Here is a 24,162-nt window from a genome sequence, read left to right on the forward strand (position 1 = left end):
TTGTACGAGAAACCCAATGACCCATTTTATTTTCGTGACTGGTGGTGTAGTTTCATCACTAGGTAAAGGTATTTCAGCTGCTTCAGTTGCTGCGCTTTTAGAAGCCCGTGGATTAAAAGTAACCATGGTAAAAATGGATCCATACATTAATGTCGATCCAGGGACTATGAGCCCGTTCCAACATGGTGAAGTTTTTGTCACAGAGGATGGTGCAGAAACCGATTTAGACTTGGGTTATTACGAACGTTTCTTGCGTCGTGCGAAAATGACCAAGTTAAATAACTTTACTTCTGGTCGCGTATACCAAGACGTTTTAAATAAAGAACGCCGTGGTGACTACCTTGGTGGAACTGTTCAAGTTATTCCACATATTACAGACAACATCAAAGAACGTGTACTTCGCGCAGGCGAAGGTTATGACGTTGCGATTGTTGAAATTGGCGGTACAGTAGGTGACATCGAATCTCTCCCATTCATGGAATCTGTACGTCAACTTATGGTTGAACTAGGTCATAAGCGCACTATGCTTATGCACTTAACTTTGCTTCCATATATCAAATCTGCGGCAGAGTTGAAAACTAAACCAACTCAGCACTCGGTAAAAGAATTGTTATCGATTGGTATTCAGCCTGACATTTTAATTTGTCGTACTGAATATGATGTTGATGCAGACACGACCCGTAAAATTGCCTTGTTCACAAACGTTGAAGCACGTGCAGTTGTGGTGTGTAAAGATGCGCGCAGCATTTACCAAATTCCGCGTACATTCTATGAGCAAAATGTTGACGACTTAATCTGTGAACGTTTTGGTTTCAATGACTTGCCTGAAGCTGATTTAACAGATTGGGACAATGTTGTAGAGGCGCTACTAAACCCTGAATACACGGTTCGTGTTGCAATGGTTGGTAAGTATGTTGAACTTCCAGATGCGTATAAGTCTGTGAATGAAGCGCTTTTACATGCGGGTATTCAGAATCGCGTTAAAGTTCAAATTGACTATGTCAATGCTGAAGAACTTGAAAGCCAAGATGTCAATGAAGTATTGAAAGATATGGATGCAATCTTGGTACCGGGTGGTTTTGGTGAACGTGGTACTGAAGGGAAAATGCAAGCGATTAAATTCGCACGTGAAAACGGTGTTCCATTCTTGGGTATCTGTTTAGGTATGCAGTTGGCTGTGATCGAATATGCACGTAATGTCGTGGGTATTAGTGACGCGAGTTCGACTGAATTCAACCGTTCGACTAAATCTCCATTGATTGGTCTAATCACTGAATGGTTAGATGAGCGCGGTGAGGTTCAACAGCGTAATGTTGACTCTGATCTTGGTGGTACGATGCGTTTGGGCGCCCAAAAATCAGAATTGGTTGAAGGCACTAAAACACGTGAAGTGTATGGTTCAGCAGATATTATTGAACGTCACCGTCACCGTTATGAGATGAATAACCGTTTTATTCCAGCGCTTGAAGAAGTTGGCATGAAAATTTCTGGCTATTCACCTGTACAGCACCTAGTAGAAACAGTTGAAATTCCTCAACATCCTTGGTTTATTGCTGTACAATTCCACCCGGAATTTACAAGTTCACCACGTGATGGACACCCATTATTTGCTAGTTTTATTGATGCTGCGAAAGCACAGTACAAAAAAGCGAAGTAATTTGGGTTAAGCAATAAACTAGGAAGTTTAAATGTCACAATTAAAACCACAAGAAATTGTACGTTTAGGCGATATACAAATGGCAAACCACTTGCCATTTGTACTATTCGGCGGCATGAACGTACTTGAGTCTAAAGATTTGGCTTTTGAAATTGCAGAGACTTATGTTGATATCTGCAAGCGTTTGGAGATTCCTTACGTATTTAAAGCCAGTTTTGATAAGGCCAACCGTTCAAGCTTGAACTCGTTTCGAGGGCCAGGCCTAGAAAAAGGGATTGAGTGGTTAGCTGACATTAAAAAACATTTCAATGTACCCATCATTACTGATGTACATGAACCTTACCAAGCTGCACCTGTAGCGGAAGTTGCAGATATTATTCAACTTCCTGCTTTCCTAAGTCGTCAGACTGACTTGGTTGAAGCGATGGCCAAAACGGATGCCATCATTAACATTAAAAAAGCACAATTCCTTGCACCACATGAAATGCGCCATATTTTGCATAAGTGTTTAGAGGCCGGGAATGACAAGCTCATTATTTGTGAACGTGGTTCGGCATTTGGTTACAACAATTTGGTTGTAGACATGTTGGGTTTCGACATCATGAAAGAAATGAATGTCCCTGTGTTCTTTGATGTGACCCATGCGCTTCAAACTCCGGGTGGTCGTGCAGATTCTGCGGGCGGTCGCCGTGCGCAAATCACGACACTTGCTCGCGCGGGAATGGCAACAGGTCTAGCAGGTTTATTCTTGGAAGCGCATCCAGACCCAGAAAAAGCCAAGTGTGATGGACCATGCGCATTGCGTATGTCTCAACTTGAGCCTTTCTTGGCACAGCTAAAAGAATTGGACACCTTGGTTAAAGGTTTTAAAAAGCTAGATACACACTAAATTATAAACTCATTGATGCCATCTAAAGCATCTCGTTATTAATCAACTGAGGAATTGTTCATGAGCCAAATCGTTGACATCCGTGCACGTGAAATTTTGGACTCTCGTGGTAACCCAACCATCGAAGCAGACGTAATCTTAGCATCTGGCGTAGTTGGCCGTGCATGTGCACCATCTGGTGCTTCAACTGGTTCTCGTGAAGCTTTAGAACTTCGTGATGGCGACAAAGCACGCTATTTGGGTAAAGGTGTTAAAACTGCGGTTAACAACGTAAACACGATTATCCGTGATGCTTTAGTGGGCAAATCAGTATTTGAACAAAAAGACATCGATAACACGATGATCGAACTTGATGGTACTGAAAACAAAGAAAAATTGGGTGCGAATGCAACTTTAGCGGTATCACTAGCTGCTGCACGTGCTGCTGCTGATGAAAAGAAAATTCCTCTTTTCCAATACATTGCAGACTTACGTGGTCAAACTATTTTAACTATGCCTGTACCAATGATGAACATCATCAATGGTGGTTCGCATGCAGACAACAATGTGGATATTCAAGAGTTCATGATAGAGCCTGTAGGCTTCACGTCATTCTCTGAAGCATTACGTGCAGGCGCTGAAATCTTCCATTCTCTAAAATCAGTTTTAAACAAAAAAGGTTTAAATACTGCTGTAGGCGATGAAGGTGGTTTTGCACCGAACTTACGTTCAAACGAAGAAGCAATCACGGTTATTCTTGAAGCGATTGGTCAAACTGGCTACAAAGCGGGTTCTGATATTATGCTTGCTCTTGACTGTGCATCTTCAGAATTCTACAAAAATGGTCAATACATTCTTGCTGGTGAAGGTAATAAAGCATTTACAAGCAACCAGTTCTCTGACTATTTAGCAGGTCTTGTAAACCAATATCCAATTATCTCGATTGAAGACGGTTTAGATGAGTCGGATTGGGAAGGTTGGTCTTACTTGACATCTATCCTTGGCGACAAAATCCAATTGGTAGGTGATGACTTATTCGTTACAAACCCGAAAATCCTTCAACGTGGTATTAATGAGAAAGTAGGTAACTCTATCTTAATCAAGTACAACCAAATTGGTACGTTGACTGAAACTCTAGATGCAATCTATCTTGCGAAAGAAAATGGTTATTCTACAGTAATTTCACACCGTTCTGGCGAAACTGAAGATTCAACGATTGCGGATCTTGCGGTAGGTACTGCTGCTGGTCAAATTAAGACCGGTTCACTGTGCCGTTCTGACCGCGTAGCGAAATACAACCAATTGCTTCGTATTGAAGAATTGACAAATGCTGCTTACCGCGGTAAAGCTGAGTTTAAAGGTTTAAACTAAGCGACTGATGTCAATGTTCAATGTATTCGACTCGTTGATGAGTAAAGTACTACTAGGCCTTGCGATCATTTTGATCGCAGGGTTTCAGTATTTATACTGGTTTGGTGAGGGTGGTTATCAAGACCATTTACAACTCACACAAAAAATCCAACAACAAACTGAAATTAATAACGACTTAAAAGAACGTAATCGTGTCTTGGCGGCAGAAGTGTATGATTTGAAAAATGGTATTGAAGCCATTGAAGAGCATGCGCGCTTGGACTTGGGTTTAATCAAACCTCGAGAAACGTTTATTCAAATGAGTACCATCAGTACTCAATATAAGCCTGTTTATATTAACCCTAACGCCCAAATTGATTTGCGAACCAATGAAGACGATGAGCCTGAAACCCCTCCAGCTACCCCATAAATTGTGGGCTATTATTCCTGCTGCTGGCTCGGGTAGTCGCTTTTCTCAAACAGAACTAAAACAATATCAAATGATTGGACAAAAGACCGTACTTGAACATACGGTTTTACGTCTTAATCAATTGCCCTTGCAGGGCTATGTTTTGGCGATTGGTTTAGATGATGATGTTGCTCAAAGTTTGCCTTTTACCAACATGGAAAAAGCACATTTTTGTGAAGGTGGTGCTGAGCGTGTAGACTCAGTACTTAATGCGCTCAATTATCTTTCCACAATCGCTGATGCTGACGACTGGGTCTTTGTCCATGATGCAGCTCGTCCATGTGTCACGCAGGATTGTTTGGTGAGACTGGTTGATACTGCTATTCAGTCCAATACAGGGGCGATTTTAGCTATTCCTGTTAGAGATACGTTAAAGCGTGTGATCGCGGCGCAAGATATTCAAGAAACGGTTGATCGTTCACAACTTTGGCAGGCGCAAACTCCGCAGATTGCTAAACTGGGGGTGCTGAAAAAAGCAATTGAACATGCACTAGAGGCGCAAGCCTTAATTACTGATGAAGCCAGTGCTTTAGAGTTTGTTGGTGAAAAGGTTCAAGTCGTACAAGGGCGCTCCGATAATATTAAAATTACCTATCCAGATGACCTTGAGCTTGCGCGCCTGATTTTGGCGGCACAATAAGAATTATTTAGATTTATTGAGCTAAAACTACAGAAATATGGGTTTGAATGATGTTATCTAAAACACTTTGAACTTATAATTTGCCCTGTCTTTAGCTCATTCAATTTACGCAAATGATACCATCACAGCAGTATCGTTTTTTACGTCAGTCTTTACGTGACGGTAGAAGCATTAAACATGACTCATCTCGCTGGGCTAAATTACATTTAGATCCATGGCTTTTATGCTTTCTGATTTTAAATGCCGTGTTGGGATTGTTGGTTATTTATAGTGCGTCAGCACAAGATATGGGCATGGTATTTCGCCAAGCCACGAGTTTTGCTGTTGGCTTCATTGTGATGATTATCTGTGCGCAAATCCCACCCAAAGTCTATCAGGCCATTAGTCCTTATTTTTTCATCTTCGCTGTGATTTTAATGGTATTGGTCTTGGTGGTGGGCGAAACCCGCATGGGAGCAAGACGTTGGATTAGTCTACCGGGTATTGGTAGCATGCAGCCTTCTGAGTTTATGAAGTTTGCCATGCCTTTGATGATGGCGTGGTACTTTGCAGGCCGCGCATTCCCGCCTAAGTTTATGCATATTGTGATTTCGTTGGGCATTATGATGTTGCCATTTTTATTGGCGGCTTTACAGCCCGACTTAAACCTAGGTCTCTTGATTCCTGGTGTGTGCGTCATTTTCCTCAGCGGTATCTCTTGGCGGCTCATTGCTTTGGCCTGTGGCGCATTGGCTGTTGTGGCTCCCTTACTTTGGATGTTCTTTTTGCAAGAGTACCAAAAAAAGCGAGTGCTCACTTTATTTGACCCAGAGTCGGATGCATTGGGTGCCGGTTGGAATATTATCCAATCCAAAATCGCTATTGGTTCAGGTGGCTTAATGGGGAAGGGTTTTACAGAGGGCACACAGTCACATTTGGGGTATTTGCCTGAGCACCATACCGACTTCATTATGTCTACGTATGCGGAAGAGTTTGGCTTTATTGGGGTGTTCTTGCTGTTTAGTTTGTTTGCAGCCATTATCATTCGTTGTTTGATGATTGGTATGAACAGCTTCCATAATTTTGGGCGTTTATACGCGGGTGCTGTGGGCTTAACGTTCTTCTTCTTTGTATTGTTAAACTCTGGGATGGTGAGCGGGATTTTACCTGTAACAGGTGATCCATTGCCACTGATGAGTTATGGCGGAACCGCGGTGATTACCATGCTGGCGAGCATGGGCATCGTGATGTCGATTCATACCCATCGCTAAAGTCAAAAAGAATCAAGCCAGCGATATTGCTGGCTTTTTTGTGCTTAAAATAAGAAGAAAACGCTAATGGTTTTTTTGAGCTTTATAAAGCACCATATTGCTGCCATGTTTCGCCTGTATGCAGGCTGTCATAATAGTCTTGTAGAGTATTCAAGTCATGGTATTGCGTATAGGCTAGTACTAAAAGCCCAAAAATTAAAGCCGCCTTCAATCGATTTAAACGCAAATGTTGCTGCGGGAAATAGCCTAAGCTAAGTGCGGTGAGTATGACTGAGGGAAGAATGGCAATACTTTCATACTGAGAAAGAAGCCTCCAATGATTGAGATAAATCAGAATTAAAATGAGGCCAATCAATCCCATATAGTTATGGATCTTTTTATTTACAGATGCTTTAAAAACAGTAATTGTTTGAAATATTAAAATCAGACTACTGAAAAGGTATGCGCTTTTTCCACCAATAATCACACTATAGATTGCATTGAATAGGCAATAAGCCAACAACACGGATAGTACGAAAGAATAGAGTTTGGCATAGAGTGTGTGTGAAAAGGGGAAAATCTGTTTCATAATTTGCTCTATTGAAAACTCACATCATATTAAAAGAGGATTTGAAGCTTAACATGCTATTCACTTTTTGCCACTGTGGCATGTTTTTTTAGTGTTGGAGATGGCTTGAATAAATGTCGCGTACGAGTAGAGCTTAGACCACAGATTATTAAACACAGCGTCCCTCCAATAAGTACTGCTGGCACCACAGAAAAATAGCGCGTCATCAGGCTCATGTGTAGGGCACCGAGCTGATTGCCTGAAGTGACTAATATGCCATTTAAAGCCGCTACACGCCCTAATAGTGCTTTTGGGGGGAGTTGCTGTAATAAAGTTTGTCGAATCACCATGCTGATGCTATCAAAGGCACCGATTAAAACAAGGAAGAAGACTGAGAGCCAAACATGGGAGGATAGTGCAAAGGCTAAAGTACACAAAGCAATTGCAAAACTACTATAGAGCATATTTCTCCATGCATTTTGCATCGGAGAATAACAGGTCAACATCAACATCATGATACAGGCGCCAATGGCTGGTGCAGCTCTGAGTATACCTAAGCCTTCAACACCAAGATGCAGGATATCGTGTGCAAAAATAGGCAGTAAGATAATGACACTACAAAAAAGCATGGCGCTGAGATCCAGCAACATACTCCAAAACATTAGTGGATGTTTAAAAATAAACAAATAGGCTTCTTTCAAACTTTTGCTTAAATGTTGTTTATGCGTGCTAGGGAAGTCACGAGCGCTTAATCCGAATAAGCAGATGCTACCCACGCAACACAAGAAAAAAACAATCAAGAGGGTTTTTTCAAGCCCAAGTTGGCCGAGTAAAAGCCCTGCGCATAAGGGTGCTAAAATACCGCCCATTTGCCAAATGAGCGCAGTCCATGTGGCTGCATTGCTATAGGCTGACTCGGGGGTTAGAAAAGGGCGTAATGAATTAAAAGATGGGCTGTAAATGCCTCTAAGTATGCCTAAGCAAAAGATGAGGCTATAAATGCCGCATAAAAGAGTATTTTGTTGAATGTGCTGTTGTTGGTACTGAGAAAAAAGAACAATAAATAATAATGGAATTAGAGTGCTACAGCTAAAACTCCACTGCACAATTTTTTGTCGGTTATAGCGGTCAGCCCAGTCGCCACTAATCAGGGAGAGGCAAATAAAGGGAAGTAACTCAATTAATGCAATCATGCCAAGGCTGAGAGGGTTCTGAGTGAGTTGGTAGACGCTATAGGCAATGACGACTTCTTGAATCATGATGGCTAGAATTAAGCACAACTGATTGACACTCAGAAGTGAAAAATCACGTGAACGAAAAGCCAAAAAAGCGTCGGAATGGAAAAGCGACATAAACAGAATAGTTTCAAATATGAATTAAAAAAAGGATGGTGCAAAGTCCATCCTTTTTAGGGTTTAAAGCAGATTACTGTGCTTTTGCTACCGCAATAGTTTCGTCATTTGCAGCCTTAGCCATAGGTGTGTATTTCAAACCTAGTGTTGTGCTGGTGTACTGGCGAACTTGGTCAAGAAGAACAGGATTAGTGCTGAGTTCTTGTTGGTACGATTTTACAATTTCATGTAATTTCGGATTCCATTTACCTTCTACGTGTTGTGGGAATGCTTTCTCAAGCAAGCTCAACATAATATAAGGAGAAGTTGAAGCACCTGGTGAAGCACCTAATAGGGCAGTCACAGCACCGTCTTGTGACGCAAAAATCTCGGTACCAAATTGCAAGCTTGCAGGTTTACCTGGTTCTTTCTTAATGATTTGAACACGTTGACCACCTTGATTCATGCGCCAGTCTTCTGGTTTTGCATCAGGGTAATATTTTTTCAACTCATTAAAACGGTCAGCATCGGTCATCATTACTTGGCTAACTAAGTATTTCACCAAATCAAGATTTTCCATACCCACAGCAGTCATTGGTAAAACGTTGTTCTTCGTGGTTGATTTCAATAAATCAAGCTGAGAACCTTGTTTTAAGAACTTATTTGAATAAGTCGCAAATGGACCAAACAACACATATTTTTTACCGTCGATATAACGTGTATCAATATGTGGAACAGACATTGGGGGTGCGCCTAATTCAGCACGACCATAAACTTTTGCAGTATGACCTTCAGTGACTTTCGGGTTGTCGGTCATTAAGAACACGCCACCTACAGGGAAGCCAGCATATTGCTTCGCTTCTGGTAAGCCTGTCATTTGTAAAAGTTTAACCGCTGCACCGCCTGCACCAATGAAGACAAAGCGCGTTTTCACGTGATCTGTTTTACCTGTAGTGAGGTTTTTAAATGCAACGGTCCACGTTTTATCATCGTTTTGGCTAATGCCAGTCACTTCAGTCGATGTTTGTAGTTTGAAGTTAGATTGTTTTTTAAGGTGATCGACCAATTGAGTGGTGATCGAACCATAGTTCACATCCGAACCGACATCCATGCGTGTTGCGGCTACTTTTTGTGCAGCATCACGGCCATTCATTACCAATGGCGCCCATTGTTTAATTTCAGCAGGATTCTCAGAGAATTTCATGCCATAGAACATTGGGTTTTTAACCATTGCAGCATAACGTTTTTCGAGAAAATTCACGTTATCGCCCCAAACGAAGGCAATGTGCGGCACAGGATTGATAAAGCTATTTGGTTGACCCAAAACGCCTTCTTTCACCTGATAAGACCAGAACTGTTTTGCAACTTCAAATTGTTCCGCAACGTTCACCGCTTTAGAAATGTCCATTTTCCCATCTTTTTCAGAGGTATAGTTCATTTCCATAAAGCCGGAGTGGCCTGTGCCAGCATTGTTGAAGCCGTTTGAGCTTTCTTGGGCAACATTGTCTAGGCGTTCATACATGCGAATTTGCCAGTTTGGCTCAAGCTCGCTTAGATATGTGCCTAAAGTTGCACTCATGATCCCACCGCCGACTAAGACTGCGTCAACAACAGGCTCATTGCTGGTGGTTTGAATTTTTTTAGACGTGACGGGTCTAAATAAGAAAATTACGACTGCAATAATAAGCAGTACGATCAATACCAAAAGGTATTTTAAAAATTTGTTCATGCGATTATGACCTTGGGGAGCAGGTTTTGGATCGCTTTATAGCGAATAGAATAAAAATAAGAAGAATGATAGAGCTGCTTATAAATGATCAGCTTGGTATAGTTGAAGTAATACTTAAAAGCTGAAAAGCGCACAAAAAATATAACTTTTGAGCCTATCACACAGTTCTGATTTATGAATATTTTAGACTAAATATGTATTGACTTAGTAATTTTTATTGTAAATGAGTTGGGTTAAACTATAAATATGAGTGATGTGTAATATTAATCATTGTTTTTATTGGTGTTTATTTTTGTTAAGCTTTGATATTTAAGATATTGATGTTGAATATATATACAGGCATTCAATTTTTTTAAAAGCTAAAATGTATAAATTGGATGCTAATAGAAATAGCACTGTTTATACAAAACTCAGCATTGTTGTTTAAGAAAAAATGAATAAGCACCTGACTTTATTATTTTAAAGCTAATTAAAGTCAGGTGCTGAGCTATTAAAACTTATTCAGTTTCAGCTTGATAAAAAGGTGCATGAGAGCGAGGTAGGGCTGGGCGGCCACGGATTTGATCCGCGATTTTTTCAGCCATCATAATGGTGGTTGCATTTAAGTTACCCGTGATAATCAGCGGCATAATCGATGCATCCACCATACGTAAACTTTGCAGACCATGCACACGACCTTGTCCATCGACTACCGCCATATCATCTTCACCCATTTTACAACTACAGGATGGATGATAAGCCGTTTCAGCGTGATTACGCACAAATTCGTCTAATTCAGCATCGCTACTCACATCTTTTCCGGGACTGATTTCTTCGCCTCGGTAAGGATCAAGCGCAGGTTGCTGCATGATTTCGCGGGTGATTCGAATCGCGTCACGAAATTCCTGCCAGTCTTGTTCTGTCGACATGTAGTTAAATAAAATACTTGGATGATCGAAAGGGTTTTTAGATGTCACCTGTACTCGACCGCGTGAAGGTGAGCGCATCGAACCGACATGGGCTTGGAAGCCATGCTCTTTGACGGCATTGCTGCCATTATAGTTAATTGCAACAGGCAAGAAGTGGTATTGAATATTTGGCCAAGCAAACTCTTTGGAGGATCGAATAAAGCCACCTGCTTCAAACTGGTTGCTTGCTCCAATCCCTGTTCCGTTAAACAACCACTCTGCACCAATTGCAGGTTGATTTTGCCATTTTAAAGCAGGGTAGAGAGAAACAGGTTGCTTACACTTATATTGTAAGTACATTTCTAAATGGTCTTGCAGGTTTTCACCGACACCCGGTAAGTCATGCACGACTGGAATGTCGAGAGATTGAAGTAAGGTGCTTGAACCCACACCTGAACGTTGCAAAATTTGCGGTGATGCAATTGCCCCTGCACAAAGTAGAACTTCTTTATTGGCATAGACCTGAAGCAAGTTGTTTTGATTAGCACCTTGAATATATTCAACACCAATCGCTTGTTTGCCATTGAACAAAATTTGATTGGTCATGGCGTGGGTAATAATGGTTAGATTCGCTCGACCTTTGGCCATATCTAAATAGCCACGTGCTGTGCTTGAGCGTCGACCTTTGGGGGTCACGGTTCGATCCATTGGGCCGAAACCTTCTTGTTGATAACCATTTAAGTCATCAGTGCGTGGATAGCCTGCTTGCACACCCGCTTCAACCATGGCGTGGAATAAAACATTATTGTTTGCTTTAGGCGTGGCAACAGAAACAGGGCCAGCATCGCCATGATAATCATTGCCACCAATATCACGGGTTTCAGCTTTTTTGTAATAAGGCAGACAGTCCGCATAGCTCCAATTTTCAAGACCTTTAAGGCTGGCCCATTGTTCTAAATCCATGGCATTTCCACGGACATAGCACATACCATTAATGAGGGACGAACCGCCTAAGCCTTTGCCGCGACCACATTCCATACGACGGTTGTTCATATGGGGTTCTGGGTCGGTTAAATATGCCCAGTTATAACGACGCCCTTGTAAGGGATAGGCCAAAGCCGCAGGCATTTGGGTGCGAAAGTCGAGACGATAATCAGGTCCGCCAGCTTCGAGTAACAGTACCGAAACATCTGGGTCTTCGGTTAAGCGAGCAGCCAGTACATTACCTGCTGAACCTGCGCCAATAATAATATAATCGTAGTGTTGAGAATGCATAATGATCCTTTTTCTATGGCAGGACCACGTTGCATGAGAACGTGGCCACATGTTGAGTTGAGGATGAAAGAAGAATAAATAAAAATGGAGTAAGGATTTAGATAGTTAAAATTCAGATTTTAAAAAATACTTTGGTATTGACCCAGTTCGACTTGAACCGATTTGATGCGAGTATAGTGTTCAAGTGTGGTGATGCCATTTTCACGTCCGACCCCTGACTGTTTATAACCACCTACAGGCATTTCAGCAGGGGATTCGCCCCATGTATTGATCCAACAAATACCTGCCTCAAGTTGATGAATAATGCGATGTGCTTGGGAAATATCTTGTGTGACCACACCTGCGGCTAAACCATAACTGGTGTTGTTGGCACGTTGAATGGCTTCTTCAATATTGTCATAGCTTAAAATGCTCATAACCGGACCAAAGATTTCATCTTGCACAATGTGCATGTCGTCATGACAGTCGGTGAACACGGTTGGTAATACATATGCGCCCTGAGCAAGTGCTGCTTCGGTGGCACGTTGTCCACCAATCAATAAGGTCGCACCTTGTTGTTTGCCTGACTCAATATAAGACAAGACTTTTTCCATATGCGGAAAGCTGACTAAAGGTCCAAAGTTGGTTTCAGCCTGCATCGGGTCACCTATGCGGATACGTTTTACACGCTCAATCACTGCTTGTTCAAATGCAGCCTTGAGGGTTTGTGGTACAAACACACGGGTGCCATTGGTACATACTTGACCTGAGCTAAAGAAGTTCGCCATCACCGCAATATCGGCTGCGCGATCAAGGTTGGCATCGGCACAAATAATCAGAGGTGATTTGCCACCGAGCTCCATGGTGACTTCTTTGAGGCTAGAAGCCGCAGCACTGGCCATGACCTTTTTACCCGTTGCCACACCACCTGTGAATGAAATTTTTTGAATATCTGGGTGTTCAGTCAACCATTGACCCACTTCAGCACCAAAACCTTGTACAACGTTGAAAACCCCAGCAGGTACGCCTGCTTCAGTATAGATCTCTGCCAACTTTAAGGCTGTAAGAGGGGTCACTTCGCTAGGTTTAAAAATCATGGCATTCCCAGCAGCGAGGGCCGGAGCTGATTTCCAAAGTGCTATTTGGATTGGATAATTCCAAGCACCAATGCCTGCTACCACACCTAAAGGTTCACGGCGCGTGTAGAAAAAACTACTTTCACGTAGCGGCACTTGTTCACCTTGAATGGCCGTTGCAAGTCCTGCGTAGTACTCTAAAACGTCAGCACCAGTGACAATATCGACGGTAGAGGTTTCACTGAACGCTTTACCTGTATCCAGTGTTTCTAGGCGTGCTAATTCGTCATTACGAGCGCGTAAAATATCGACTGCACGACGTAAAATACGGGCACGTTCGACCGCTGTTTTGGCAGCCCATTCACGCTGCCCTTGTACAGCACTTTGTACGGCTGCATCGACATCAGCTTTAGAGGCTTGTTGAATGGTAGTAATGACTTGACCTGTGGCAGGATTGATACTGTCAAAGGTTTGACCACTGGTGGCATTGACATATTGTCCGTGAATATAAAGCGAGTGAAGCTGTACATCATTCATTTTGTTGTTCCTGCCGTATTTGTTGAATTAAGCGAAGTTGCATATCGACATAGTCGTATGCAATAGAACGTGCCAAATCACGATCAAATGCTTGATGACCACTTAAACTTCCACGTAACCATAATCCATCAATCAGTGCTGCTAGACCTTTAGCGGCTTGGCTTGCTTGGGCCTTTGGCATGAGCTGCAAGAAATGAAACTTCAAATTTGAATAAAGCCGTTGGTCATTAATTCGTTGCAGTCGACCTAAGTCGGGTAGGTGCATACTGGCAGACCAAAAATCCAGCCAAACCCGCATAGCAGTGTTGTTGACCTGACTGATGTCAAAGTTGGCATCAATAATGGCTTTGAGCGAATGTTCTGGACTGGGCTGCGTCACCTTTGCTTTATAGCTCGCCGTAGTCTTGGCTAAGACATTGAGCATTTGGCGCATGCAACTGTGAATGAGGCCTTGTTTATCGCCAAAATAATGACTCACAATGCCCGTAGAAAGCTGTGCTTTTTTCGCAATTTGAGCAATAGTGGTGTTGGATAAGCCCACTTCATAAATGACTGCATAGGCAGCATTAATGATTTCTTCACGGCGCTCATGCTCAGGTTTTACTCTACGTTTATTCATGACAATCCAGAACAATTTGCCTTAAATTTAAAGGCGTTAGATTCAATAACTTACATGGAAAGCATCATAGCATTTTTTTATGATACTTTTTATTGATTGAACGTTCAATCAATAAAAAGTACACTTATGGTTAAATTCAAAGCAAAATATTGCTAAATTGCTTTGAGTATTCGACATAACTTTTTATTTATCAAAAGGATGTGTCATAAGGGTTTAATCTCAGGACATCTTTCAAAAAGTGAGCTGATGAGCTATAGGCTTACGGTTTTATACTTTTTTTGAGCTGAGAAAACTCTTATAGTCATGTTGAAGGGAGATATGTGTAGGATTCCTATCAAAATATCGATGAACAAGGGTGGCTCACATTTTAAAACTGTGTAGCAAATGCACCGCATAAATGATTTAGACCTTCAGGTTTAAAGAAGATAGCGTTTTTATTCCTGATAAAAATACTGTCGTTTTCGTTAGTCGATTTTTAAGCTCTCGACCACGAGAAGTTTAAAAATTGGCTTTTGTCTTTTTTTTATTTACTTTCTTGAGGATTGTATGGCGACAGATAATCCAAGAGCAGTTGATGATCAAACATTAGCGCCTAAAGACCGTTTAAATGGTGTGGTCTTTTATATTTCAGCTCTCATTATTTTAATTTTTTCTATTACCACCATTTTGTTTAATGACTTTGCTAACCGAACCTTGAATACGGTTTTGGCGTGGGTAAGTTCAACTTTTAGTTGGTATTACTTACTCGCAGCGACCTTGTATATGGTCTTTGTCATTTTTATTGCCTGTTCTCGCTACGGCAACATTAAATTAGGCCCCAAACATTCCAAGCCAGAATTTAGCCTTTTAAGCTGGTCTGCAATGTTGTTCTCAGCTGGGATAGGCATCGATTTGATGTTTTTCTCGGTAGCGGAGCCTTTATCCCACTATATGCATCCACCTGTGGGTGAGGGGCAGACCCTAGAAGCTGCACGTCAAGGCATGGTGTGGACCCTGTTTCACTATGGTCTAACGGGATGGTGTATGTATGCCTTGATTGGCATGGCATTAGGGTATTTTAGTTATCGCTATAACTTACCACTGACCATTCGCTCTGCTTTATATCCAATCTTTGGCAATAAGATTCATGGGCCGATCGGTCATAGTGTTGATACCGCTGCGGTCATTGGGACTATTTTTGGTATTGCGACAACCTGCGGGATTGGGGTAGTACAGCTGAACTATGGCTTACATGTGTTGTTCGATTTACCTGAAAACCTCTGGATGCAAACCGCATTAATTGTGGTTGCGGTGGTAATGACCATTATTTCAGTGACTTCAGGGGTGAATAAGGGTCTGCGAGTTCTCTCTGAGATCAATATTTATGTTTCTGTTGGGTTGATGCTGTTTATTTTGTTTTTAGGCAATACCGAATTTTTACTGAATGCTTTTGTGCAAAATATTGGGGACTACATTAACCGTTTTCCAAGTATGACTTTGGAAAGTTTTGCCTTTCAACAACCGAAAGAATGGATGAACAGTTGGACATTATTCTTTTGGGCATGGTGGGTGGCTTGGTCACCATTTGTAGGTTTGTTTTTAGCACGTATTTCACGTGGTCGAACCATTCGTGAGTTTGTTAGTGGAACTCTCATTATTCCTCTGTTTTTCACACTTACGTGGTTATCAATTTTTGGAAATAGTGCACTACATAGTGTGATTTTTGATGGTAATTTAGTCCTTGCACAGAGTGTGATTGCAAATCCTGCACATGGTTTTTATGACTTACTGGCTCAGTATCCATGGTTTTCGTTTATTGCAGGTGTAGCCACAATTACTGGTTTACTCTTTTATGTGACCTCAGCGGACTCTGGTGCACTGGTATTGGGTAATTTCACTACTCAATTTACCAATGTCGATCATGATGCACCGCGATGGTTGAGTGTATTTTGGGCCATAGCGATTGGTTTATTGACCCTTGCAATGTTGATGGCTAACGGGATTACGGCACTACAAAATGCCACAATCATTATGGGGTTGCCGTTTAGTTTTGTGATGTTCTTGGTCATGGCAGGTTTGTATAAGTCATTGCGTTTAGAGGACTATCGACAAGCTAGTAGTAGTTTAAATGCCGCACCCGTGGTGGGTAATGTCGACATCCTCAACTGGAAAAAGCGTTTGTCCCGAGTCATGCACCATCCAGGAACAACCGATACTCGGCGTATGCTCGATGACATCTGCCGACCTGCGGTAATGGCGGTTGCCGAGGAAATGCAAAAACGAGGTATCGACATCAGTGTTCAAGAAAGTGCGCTAGAAGAAGATCCAAATCTGTATCATTTAGATTTGATGATTCATTTGGAAGAAGAACAAAACTTTGTCTATCAAATTTGGCCAGTACGTTATATCGCGCCGACCTTTAGTGAGCGTGGCAAACTGGGTAAACGTTTCTACTACCGTCTTGAAACTTATTTGTATGAAGGTTCTCAAGGCAACGACCTAGTCGGCTATACCAAAGAGCAGGTGATTAATGATGTATTAGACCGTTATGAACGCCACATGACCTTCTTACATATCAATCGAATCAGTCCGGGGAATCGTCCCTTATTTCCAGACCCTCAAGGATAACTAGGAGGAACCATGTTGACCTCATATTTACATGCTTTTGCTTTGTTTTTCTCATTGCTGAATCCGTTTTTAATGAGTATTTACATGATTGGCATGATTCGGAACTCTGAAGCTAAAGTGTTTAATAAGGCCTTGATTCAGGGCTGTCTCATTGCCTTTATAGTATTTATGCTGTTTGCATGGGGCGGAGAAGCGATTTTTAGTAAATATTTAAATGTACGTTTTGAAGCCTTTCAAATATTTGGTGGTCTGATCTTCTTGGTGATTGGTTATCGTTACGTATTTCAGGGGGCAGATACCATTGGTGAAATGCGTGGTGCGCCTGAGCATTTGGCAGGAACCATTGCGATGCCTTTTATGATTGGTCCAGGAACCATCAGTGCTGCTGTGGTGACAGGTATGGCACTGCCAATCAGTGGCGCGGCCATGATTATTTTCCTGACTTTGGCGTTGACCTGTGGCTTGATGATTTTAATGAAATTTGCACATGATCATTTACGCTATAAGCATGCCAAATATATTGACCGTTATGTTGATATTGTTGGGAGACTGTCGGCCTTACTGATTGGAACCATTGCGGTAGATATGATTATTAATGGCATTATTGGTGTCATGGCTGAAATGTAGAATCCACGAATAGCGGACCATAAAAAAGCCCTCAGTCAATGAGGGCTTTTTCATTTAACTGAAGAACCAAGTGTAATAACCCCAGATCATCAGTGGCCACGATAGAAACGGGCTAAACAGCCATTTCCAAATCCAGTGGCGTGGCACGAACCCGACGCCGTGGATAAAGCCGCCTGAGATACCAATCATGATATACATCAGCGCACTGTGGCTATAGTGACCATTGTCATCCAACATAGCAGCTGGATGCACTAACAACACCGCTGCAAGTGGAAAGGCCAATAGGCAGGAAATTAGCATCGCAAATTTGTTCGGCTTTTTATCTACAGTTTGGTTTTCCATAGCAACGTCTGTCATGGTTTATTCCTCATCAAGGTCTTGATGATGTTCGATATACAAAGCACTGAGTACACCTGCAAAGCAAGCCATCAAAATGCCGAGAATCCATGCAAAATACCACATAATTTGATCTCCTTAGACACAGCCTTAGTAAAGGCTGTGTGAATTCTCTTTAATGTGTGTGTTGGTAATAACACCCCACATTTTGTAGTAACACCAAGTGGTATAGCACAAAATGAGTGGGACAAAGATACATGCCGCAACTGTCATTACAGTTAACGTCGTTTTACTTGAAACGGCATCCCACATAGTCAAGCTTGCAACAGGTTGAATGCTTGATGGCATTAAGAATGGGAACAGCGCAAAACCAGCAGTTAAAATTGCACCCACGACCGCTAAACTCGAACCTAAGAAGCTAAAGCCCGCTTTGTTTTTGCCAGCTGCAAGCACCACAATCAAACCACCTAAGATACCTGCGATAGGCGCAATCATGGTAATTGGGTAAGTCGAGTAGTTGTTCATCCAGCCATGGTTCGCATTGGTCAACACTTCTTTCGCCAATGGGTTAGCAACACCGTTGGTATCAAATGGAGTCACTAAGGTATAACCTTCGATTCCACCAAAGTACAACCAAGCACCAGCACCTAAGAAACAGATGAGATAAATAATGCCCATAAGTTTCGTTGCTTGTGCTGAGCGTCTGCGTAAGTCACCATCGGTACGAAGCATGAGCCATGCACCGCCGTGTGCGCACAGCATCGATAAACTAACTAGGCCGCAGACTAAAGCAAATGGGTTGAGTAGAGCAAAGAAGCTCCCTGTATAAGTTGAACGGACAGTGTCATCTAAGCTAAATGGTACGCCTAAGAACATGTTCCCAAAAGCCACACCGAAGACCAGTGCAGGCACAGCACCACCGACTGCTAAACCCCAGTCCCATGACGTACGCCATTTGGTATTTTGCAGTTTAGAGCGGTAGTCAAAGCCGACAGGTCGTAAGAATAGGGCAAACAGCACCAACAGTAGCGCCCAATACATGCCTGAGAATGCTGTTGCATAAACCATTGGCCATGCGGCAAACAATGCACCGCCAGCAGTAATGAACCAAACTTGGTTACCGTCCCAGTGCGGAGCAATGGTGTTAATGGCCGCACGGCGTTCTTCATCTGTTTTGCCCACAAATGGCATGATTGCCATAGAGCCCATATCGAAGCCATCGGTGAGGGCAAAGCCAATCAGCAAGACGCCGACTAAAACCCACCAAATGATTTTGAGTAATTCATATTCGATCATGCTTGAGTCTCCTCATTACGAGCTGCTTCAAGTTTTTCAAAATGGTATTTACCAGTATGAAGCGAACTTGGACCAAGACGTGAGAATTTGATCATTAAATACATTTCAATAATCAAAAGAACGGTATAGAACGCAGCTAAAGCAGCGATAGAACCCCATACATCACCTGTGCTTAAGCTTGATGCTGACAAGTGTGTAGGTAGAACTTCACCAATGGTCCACGGCTGACGACCTACTTCTGCAACATACCAACCTGTTTGTGCAGCAATCCATGGCAGAGGCAGAGCGAAAAGCGCGAACTTCAGTAACCATGGTTTGTTTTCTGCATTGCGTTTTGCCACAGCAAAGGTTGCTAGCGCAAATAACAACAGCATAAGGAAACCAGATACAACCATGGCACGGAATGCCCAGAATAAGCTTGGTACGTGTGGAATCGTGTCTTTTGCAGCAGATTTGATTTGATCTTCAGATGCATCAACTACATTTGGTGTATATTTTTTCAGCAGCAAGCCGTAGCCCAAGTCTTTTTGAGTTTCAGCAAAGGCAGCTTTTAGCTCTGGAGAAGTATCACCCGCGCGTAGTTTTTCCAGTTGTGAGTAAGCCACCATACCGTTACGAATACGATCTTCGTGTTGTACGATCAAATCTTTAATGCCTGTCACTTCTTTGTCTAAAGAACGTGTTGCAATAAGACCCATCACATATGGAATTTTCACTGCATAATCTGTAGTCATGGTTTCTTTATTTGGAATACCAAACAAAGTAAAGGGTGCAGGTGCAGGGTGAGTATCCCATTCTGCTTCAATGGCTGCGAGTTTAGTTTTTTGAACATCACCCAGTTCATAACCTGACTCATCGCCCAGTAAAATCACTGAAAGTGTTGAAGCTAAACCAAAAATTGCGGCAATAGCAAATGAACGACGCGCAAACGGAATATCGCGTTTTTTCAGTAAGTAGTAGCTTGAAATAGCAAGGACGAAAATAGCACCTGTCACATAACCCGCAGATACAGTATGTACAAATTTTACCTGTGCAACTGGGTTAAAAATGAGAGCACCAAAATCGACCAGTTCCATGCGCATGGTTTCATAGTTAAATACAGAACCGACAGGGTTTTGCATCCAACCATTTGCAACCAAAATCCATAAGGCAGACATATTAGAACCGAGTGCAACTAGCCATGTCACACATAAGTGCTGCACTTTGGATAAGCGATCCCATCCAAAGAAGAACAGACCGATGAATGTCGATTCTAAGAAGAATGCCATTAATCCTTCAATGGCTAATGGAGCACCGAAAATATCCCCCACATAGTGTGAGTAATATGCCCAGTTAGTCCCGAACTGGAACTCCATGGTTAAGCCAGTAGTGACCCCTAAAGCGAAGTTAATACCGAAGAGTTTCCCCCAAAACTTGGTCATGTCTTTATAAATTTCTTTACCTGAAATCACATAGGTGGTTTCCATAATGGCAAGAATAAAGGCAAGCCCCAGTGTAAGTGGAACAAAAATAAAGTGATACATCGCGGTCATAGCGAACTGGAACCGCGAAAGATCGACCACGCTTTCAGATATCATCAACGTGTCTCCTTGATTGGGGATGGATTGCCAGCAATACGCTCAGCAACTTGATTGTCAAAATTTTTAGGAATCGTTGGGGCGTCAAACCAGATGTTCTTAATAACCATTAAAATAATCACCTTAATGATTAAAATGGCCACAATCTCTCTGGTGACTTTTTGATTGAGATTTTTGGGGACTAAGCTCATTTCACAAAGCCTATTTTTTAACTTGCTTTATATTATTAAACAAAAACATACAAAAGATAAATAGTCTTTAAACTTAAATAAAAAATATATTATTAAGTTGTTTAAATACATATACTTAAAATAATGGTGTGATGAAAAATAAACTAATATTTTTGTATTTTAAAGTTGACCAAATTACTTATGTTTATATTTAAATACCTGACTAAAATACTTGTATATATTTATTTTAAATCCGACTAAAACGCTTATATTTAACGTTCATCGTTATTTTATTGATAATTCATCTTAAGAATATAAAAGTGATAGGGCTTTTAAATGATGGATTTTAACGGATATGAATCATGGATGATTTGATCTGTTGCATATACCACAAGGAAATTAGGAATTAAAAATCGAATTAATATTTAAAAAGTCTTTTATTGTGTCATCTAAGCTTGAAGGCAGAGGCGGGGAGTAAAATTCTCATCCTGAGCTTATTCTGGGTAAATTTTCTTAGAATCCAGAAAGCTGGATTGTAAATGAAAGATTGCTTTGAAAAGATTGAGCAAGAAGATGAGGCAAGGGTTCGATTTAAACAGCGCGTTGTGAGGCGTTTGTTGGAGGCTAACGCAGTGGCCATGGCAAAGGATAAACTTGCTCATAAAGACGTAGAGTGTTGAAATGGGATCAGATGGGGTGCTTGTTTAGCGCGTACTTTCACCACTAAAAAGTTGATTGGATTTTGAAATTTTCTTTGCTATGTAATGCGACTTTTTTAGACGAATGAGAATAATTTGTGACTGAAATTCAAGTTCACCAAACTCAGGTTCAACTTGGACATAGTGGAGTTGACCATATTCATCGCGAACGCGAGCTTGAGCCGAAAAACCAGGACGTGCATTCCCGCTGGAGATAGTCGCCAGACGACCCAGTAAGTTGGTTTGTTTTTTATCTGGTCTGGGTTTAATAACTTGATCCAAACAGTGGATCATAAAAACGGTAAAGAAAATTGCAATAATCAGCGCAGGCAAAATCAGGTAGTAAGCCGAAGTAAAGGCCTGTTCTTTGGCGTAGATGCAGAACTGAAGGAAATAACCTGCAACACTAAAATTAAGTAAGAGAAAAACTACAATCAGTACTTTAGAAAACTTAACGTCCAGCAGCGGAGATTCAGTCAGTTTTTGTGGCGAGAGCCTTTTAAGGAAATGACTTGGGCGAGATTTAAAAAAGTAGCCTAAGGTTTCCACCATGCTGAGTATGACTAAAGTCAATAAGCTGAAATGAAAGAGCATCAAATCAGGGTGATGTAGCAACTCATACATGGTGAACGTCCAATTTCATTATTCTTCTGTGAGATAAATCCCACCGTCAGAATGCACGGTAATCGCTACTTTTTCAAGTGCTTCGCCTTGGCAGGGGCCAGAAATGCATTCACCTGTTTCCACCATAAACAACGCACCATGGGTCGAACATTCAATAAATTCTTGGTCGCGGTCTAAGAACTGGTTTTCCAAAAATTCAAGTTCAACTTGCAAATGCGGGCAAATGTTTTGGTAAGCAAAGAAGGCACCGTCACGTTGGGTGATAAAAATCGTATCCCCTTTAGGTGTTTCAAAAGAACGCGCTTCGCGTTCTGGGATGTCTTCTGTCATGCAAATTTTTTGCATCATGCACATTCCTTTTGCAGTTGTTGGAACAATTCAGCGTAATCTGTCACAGCCAAACGAGGGCCAAACTGTGACACCACTTCACTTGAAATCAAAATTGCAAGTTGCGCAGCTGTATGTAAGCCTAAGCCCGCATTTACTACATAAAGGAAGGCACCAGCAAAGGCATCACCTGCGCCATTGGCATCAATAGCGTGTACTTTACGACCCGCGACACTAAATGTTTCTTGTGCATTTGAAATAAGTGCACCTTCAGCTGAAAGCGTAATCACCACATGCTGGCTCAGTGTTTTGAGTTTTGCTAAAGCCGCCTCAACTGTTTCAGTTTCGGTGTACATCATGGCTTCTTGCTGGTTACAGAACAATAAGTCCACACCATCCGCTATCATTTCATCTAGACCATGACGCGCGTATTGCACCATCGCAGGGTCAGACAGGGTTAATGCAATTTTAACACCATGAGCTTTGGCAATTTCACGCGCCTGCTTAACAGCTAAACGTGCGCTATCGCTGGTTGAAAGATAACCTTCGATATAGAGCCATTTCGCGGTTTTTAAGGGTTCAAAGTCAATCTGTTGTTCAGTTAACTCGGCTGTAATACCTAAATAGGTATGCATAGTGCGTTCAGAGTCTTCACTGACTAGAACCATACACGTGCCTGTTACGCCTTCACTGATTGATTTATCAGTGTTTTTAATGCCTGCTTCGTGCAAACCGTTGAGGTAAGTTTGCCCTAGCTCATCATTACCCACGCGGCATGCATAAAATGCTGAACCACCCAAAGCACTAAAGGCAACGGTGGTGTTGGCTGCTGAACCACCTGAAGCCTGACCTTTATAGCTTTGTGTTTCTTTTAATTTTTTGTAAAGATCTGCTTGTGTTTCACCATCAGTTAACTGCATAGTGCCTTTTTGCAAATGTTGTTGAATAAGGAAGTCGTCAGAGACTTTAAATTCTTGGTCGATTAGTGCATTACCAATTGCAAAAAGATCCACAGTTGCCATGTCTTTTTTCGTCACGTATTGAAAATAAAGCGACATTTTACACCAATGCTCAAGATTGCTGTAGTTTGTTGAGGAAAATTCATTTTATTTACGTGGCAAATGTAGTGAAATGGCTTTGCTCATATTCAAGGAAGTTTAGATGGAAATTTTAATTCAAGCGGCAGAACAATTACCTCCTCAAATACAAGCTTTGGCACAACTCGCAGCAAAAGAAGGATATGAACCGTTGACCCGCTTGATCGAAGAATATCAAAGCGGAAAAAATCGTTTTGATCAAAAGGGTGAAGTGTTGTTATTGGCCTATGATCAAGACCAATTGATTGCCTGTGGCGGTTTAAATCAGCAATGGGGTGAAAATGAAATCGAGGCGCGTATTGGGCGCGTACGCCGTTTTTATGTACATCCTAAATACCGTAAGAGCGGTGTGGGTCGTCAGTTGTTGGCGCATCTAGAAAAATATGCGCGTCCAAACTTTTCTGCACTGTGTTTAAATACCGCAGATTTATCCGCAGCCAGTTTTTATCAAAAGCAAAACTATGTTTTTGTGGAAAATCACCCGAACTATAATTATTTTAAATATCTCATCTAGTTTTACTTTTTGAGAACGCTTCCCTCAAAAAGACTGAAATTTGGAAAGCAGTGAGATGCTTTTCAAATTTCCAGC

At 41.7% G+C, this 24,162-nt stretch carries 23 protein-coding genes; 9 read left to right on the plus strand and 14 right to left on the minus strand.

What is annotated here, in order from left to right:
* Positions 1-16 precede the first annotated feature (16 nt).
* The 6 genes from MF4640_RS04185 (at position 17) to rodA (ending at position 6,234) form a co-directional block, all read left to right on the plus strand.
* Entirely contained in the window at positions 17-1,657 is a 1,641-nt protein-coding gene (locus MF4640_RS04185; RefSeq protein ID WP_078388817.1) for a CTP synthase, read from the plus strand.
* 31 nt (positions 1,658-1,688) lie between these two features.
* Positions 1,689-2,546 carry a 3-deoxy-8-phosphooctulonate synthase gene (gene kdsA / locus MF4640_RS04190; RefSeq protein WP_005401052.1) on the plus strand — a complete coding sequence of 286 codons (858 nt, stop codon included), beginning with the start codon at positions 1,689-1,691 and terminating at the stop codon, positions 2,544-2,546.
* A 60-nt stretch (positions 2,547-2,606) separates the two neighbouring features.
* Complete coding sequence (gene eno, locus MF4640_RS04195) at positions 2,607-3,896, plus strand: phosphopyruvate hydratase (RefSeq protein WP_004696631.1); 1,290 nt, start codon at positions 2,607-2,609, stop codon at positions 3,894-3,896.
* 7 nt (positions 3,897-3,903) lie between these two features.
* The gene (locus tag MF4640_RS04200) at positions 3,904-4,305 is read left to right on the plus strand and encodes a septum formation initiator family protein (RefSeq protein ID WP_078388790.1); all 402 of its coding nucleotides are present in this window, start codon (positions 3,904-3,906) and stop codon (positions 4,303-4,305) included.
* A complete protein-coding gene (gene ispD, locus MF4640_RS04205; RefSeq protein ID WP_101495468.1) occupies positions 4,265-4,984 on the plus strand; it encodes a 2-C-methyl-D-erythritol 4-phosphate cytidylyltransferase in 720 nt (239 codons plus the stop codon). The genes MF4640_RS04200 and ispD overlap by 41 nt, the downstream gene beginning before the upstream one ends.
* A 113-nt stretch (positions 4,985-5,097) precedes the next feature.
* Positions 5,098-6,234, plus strand: coding sequence for a rod shape-determining protein RodA (rodA, locus tag MF4640_RS04210; protein ID WP_078388792.1), 1,137 nt, complete (start codon positions 5,098-5,100; stop codon positions 6,232-6,234).
* Between the two features lie 82 nt (positions 6,235-6,316).
* Here rodA and MF4640_RS04215 read toward each other — a convergent pair whose 3' ends face one another.
* The 6 genes from MF4640_RS04215 to betI form a co-directional block, all read right to left on the minus strand.
* Complete coding sequence (locus MF4640_RS04215) at positions 6,317-6,802, minus strand: hypothetical protein (RefSeq protein WP_078388793.1); 486 nt, start codon at positions 6,800-6,802, stop codon at positions 6,317-6,319.
* A 56-nt stretch (positions 6,803-6,858) separates the two neighbouring features.
* Positions 6,859-8,133 (minus strand): MFS transporter, encoded by a 1,275-nt coding sequence (locus MF4640_RS04220; protein ID WP_078388794.1) that lies wholly within the window; start codon positions 8,131-8,133, stop codon positions 6,859-6,861.
* A gap of 73 nt (positions 8,134-8,206) precedes the next feature.
* On the minus strand, positions 8,207-9,841 hold the full coding sequence (mqo, locus tag MF4640_RS04225) for a malate dehydrogenase (quinone) (protein ID WP_078388795.1): 1,635 nt from the start codon (positions 9,839-9,841) through the stop codon (positions 8,207-8,209).
* A 497-nt stretch (positions 9,842-10,338) separates the two neighbouring features.
* Positions 10,339-12,003 (minus strand): choline dehydrogenase, encoded by a 1,665-nt coding sequence (betA, locus tag MF4640_RS04230; protein ID WP_078388796.1) that lies wholly within the window; start codon positions 12,001-12,003, stop codon positions 10,339-10,341.
* 119 nt (positions 12,004-12,122) lie between these two features.
* Positions 12,123-13,595 carry a betaine-aldehyde dehydrogenase gene (betB, locus tag MF4640_RS04235; protein WP_078388797.1) on the minus strand — a complete coding sequence of 491 codons (1,473 nt, stop codon included), beginning with the start codon at positions 13,593-13,595 and terminating at the stop codon, positions 12,123-12,125.
* On the minus strand, positions 13,588-14,214 hold the full coding sequence (betI, locus tag MF4640_RS04240) for a transcriptional regulator BetI (RefSeq protein WP_078388798.1): 627 nt from the start codon (positions 14,212-14,214) through the stop codon (positions 13,588-13,590). The genes betB and betI overlap by 8 nt, the downstream gene beginning before the upstream one ends.
* A 546-nt stretch (positions 14,215-14,760) precedes the next feature.
* Here betI and MF4640_RS04245 point away from each other — a divergent pair.
* Complete coding sequence (locus tag MF4640_RS04245) at positions 14,761-16,821, plus strand: choline transporter (RefSeq protein WP_078388799.1); 2,061 nt, start codon at positions 14,761-14,763, stop codon at positions 16,819-16,821.
* 12 nt (positions 16,822-16,833) lie between these two features.
* A complete protein-coding gene (locus MF4640_RS04250; RefSeq protein WP_004981851.1) occupies positions 16,834-17,448 on the plus strand; it encodes a MarC family protein in 615 nt (204 codons plus the stop codon).
* A gap of 54 nt (positions 17,449-17,502) precedes the next feature.
* Here the strand turns inward: MF4640_RS04250 and MF4640_RS04255 are convergent, their stop codons facing one another.
* From MF4640_RS04255 to MF4640_RS04290, 8 genes are all read right to left on the minus strand, one after another.
* Positions 17,503-17,805, minus strand: a complete 303-nt coding sequence (locus MF4640_RS04255) for a cyd operon YbgE family protein (RefSeq protein WP_004696655.1) — start codon at positions 17,803-17,805, stop codon at positions 17,503-17,505.
* Between the two features lie 3 nt (positions 17,806-17,808).
* The gene (cydX, locus tag MF4640_RS04260; RefSeq protein WP_002120988.1) at positions 17,809-17,910 is read right to left on the minus strand and encodes a cytochrome bd-I oxidase subunit CydX; all 102 of its coding nucleotides are present in this window, start codon (positions 17,908-17,910) and stop codon (positions 17,809-17,811) included.
* Positions 17,911-17,934: 24 nt separating this feature from the next.
* The gene (gene cydB, locus MF4640_RS04265; RefSeq protein ID WP_078388800.1) at positions 17,935-19,080 is read right to left on the minus strand and encodes a cytochrome d ubiquinol oxidase subunit II; all 1,146 of its coding nucleotides are present in this window, start codon (positions 19,078-19,080) and stop codon (positions 17,935-17,937) included.
* A complete protein-coding gene (locus MF4640_RS04270) occupies positions 19,077-20,657 on the minus strand; it encodes a cytochrome ubiquinol oxidase subunit I (RefSeq protein ID WP_004696658.1) in 1,581 nt (526 codons plus the stop codon). Before MF4640_RS04270 ends, cydB begins: the two co-directional genes overlap by 4 nt.
* Positions 20,657-20,848: a cytochrome oxidase putative small subunit CydP gene (gene cydP / locus MF4640_RS04275; protein WP_004696660.1), complete on the minus strand. Its 192-nt coding sequence runs from the start codon at positions 20,846-20,848 to the stop codon at positions 20,657-20,659. The genes MF4640_RS04270 and cydP overlap by 1 nt, the downstream gene beginning before the upstream one ends.
* 683 nt (positions 20,849-21,531) lie before the next feature.
* On the minus strand, positions 21,532-22,149 hold the full coding sequence (locus MF4640_RS04280) for an OB-fold-containig protein (RefSeq protein ID WP_010326962.1): 618 nt from the start codon (positions 22,147-22,149) through the stop codon (positions 21,532-21,534).
* Positions 22,150-22,167: 18 nt separating this feature from the next.
* Positions 22,168-22,479 (minus strand): Rieske (2Fe-2S) protein, encoded by a 312-nt coding sequence (locus tag MF4640_RS04285; protein ID WP_010326961.1) that lies wholly within the window; start codon positions 22,477-22,479, stop codon positions 22,168-22,170.
* A gap of 14 nt (positions 22,480-22,493) precedes the next feature.
* A complete protein-coding gene (locus tag MF4640_RS04290) occupies positions 22,494-23,498 on the minus strand; it encodes an adenosine kinase (protein ID WP_078388818.1) in 1,005 nt (334 codons plus the stop codon).
* Between the two features lie 139 nt (positions 23,499-23,637).
* Between MF4640_RS04290 and MF4640_RS04295 the strand changes: the two genes are divergently transcribed.
* A complete protein-coding gene (locus MF4640_RS04295; protein WP_078388801.1) occupies positions 23,638-24,087 on the plus strand; it encodes a GNAT family N-acetyltransferase in 450 nt (149 codons plus the stop codon).
* Positions 24,088-24,162 lie beyond the last annotated feature (75 nt).

It is taken from the genome of Acinetobacter sp. MF4640, from assembly GCF_002018895.1.
GTDB lineage: Bacteria > Pseudomonadota > Gammaproteobacteria > Pseudomonadales > Moraxellaceae > Acinetobacter > Acinetobacter johnsonii.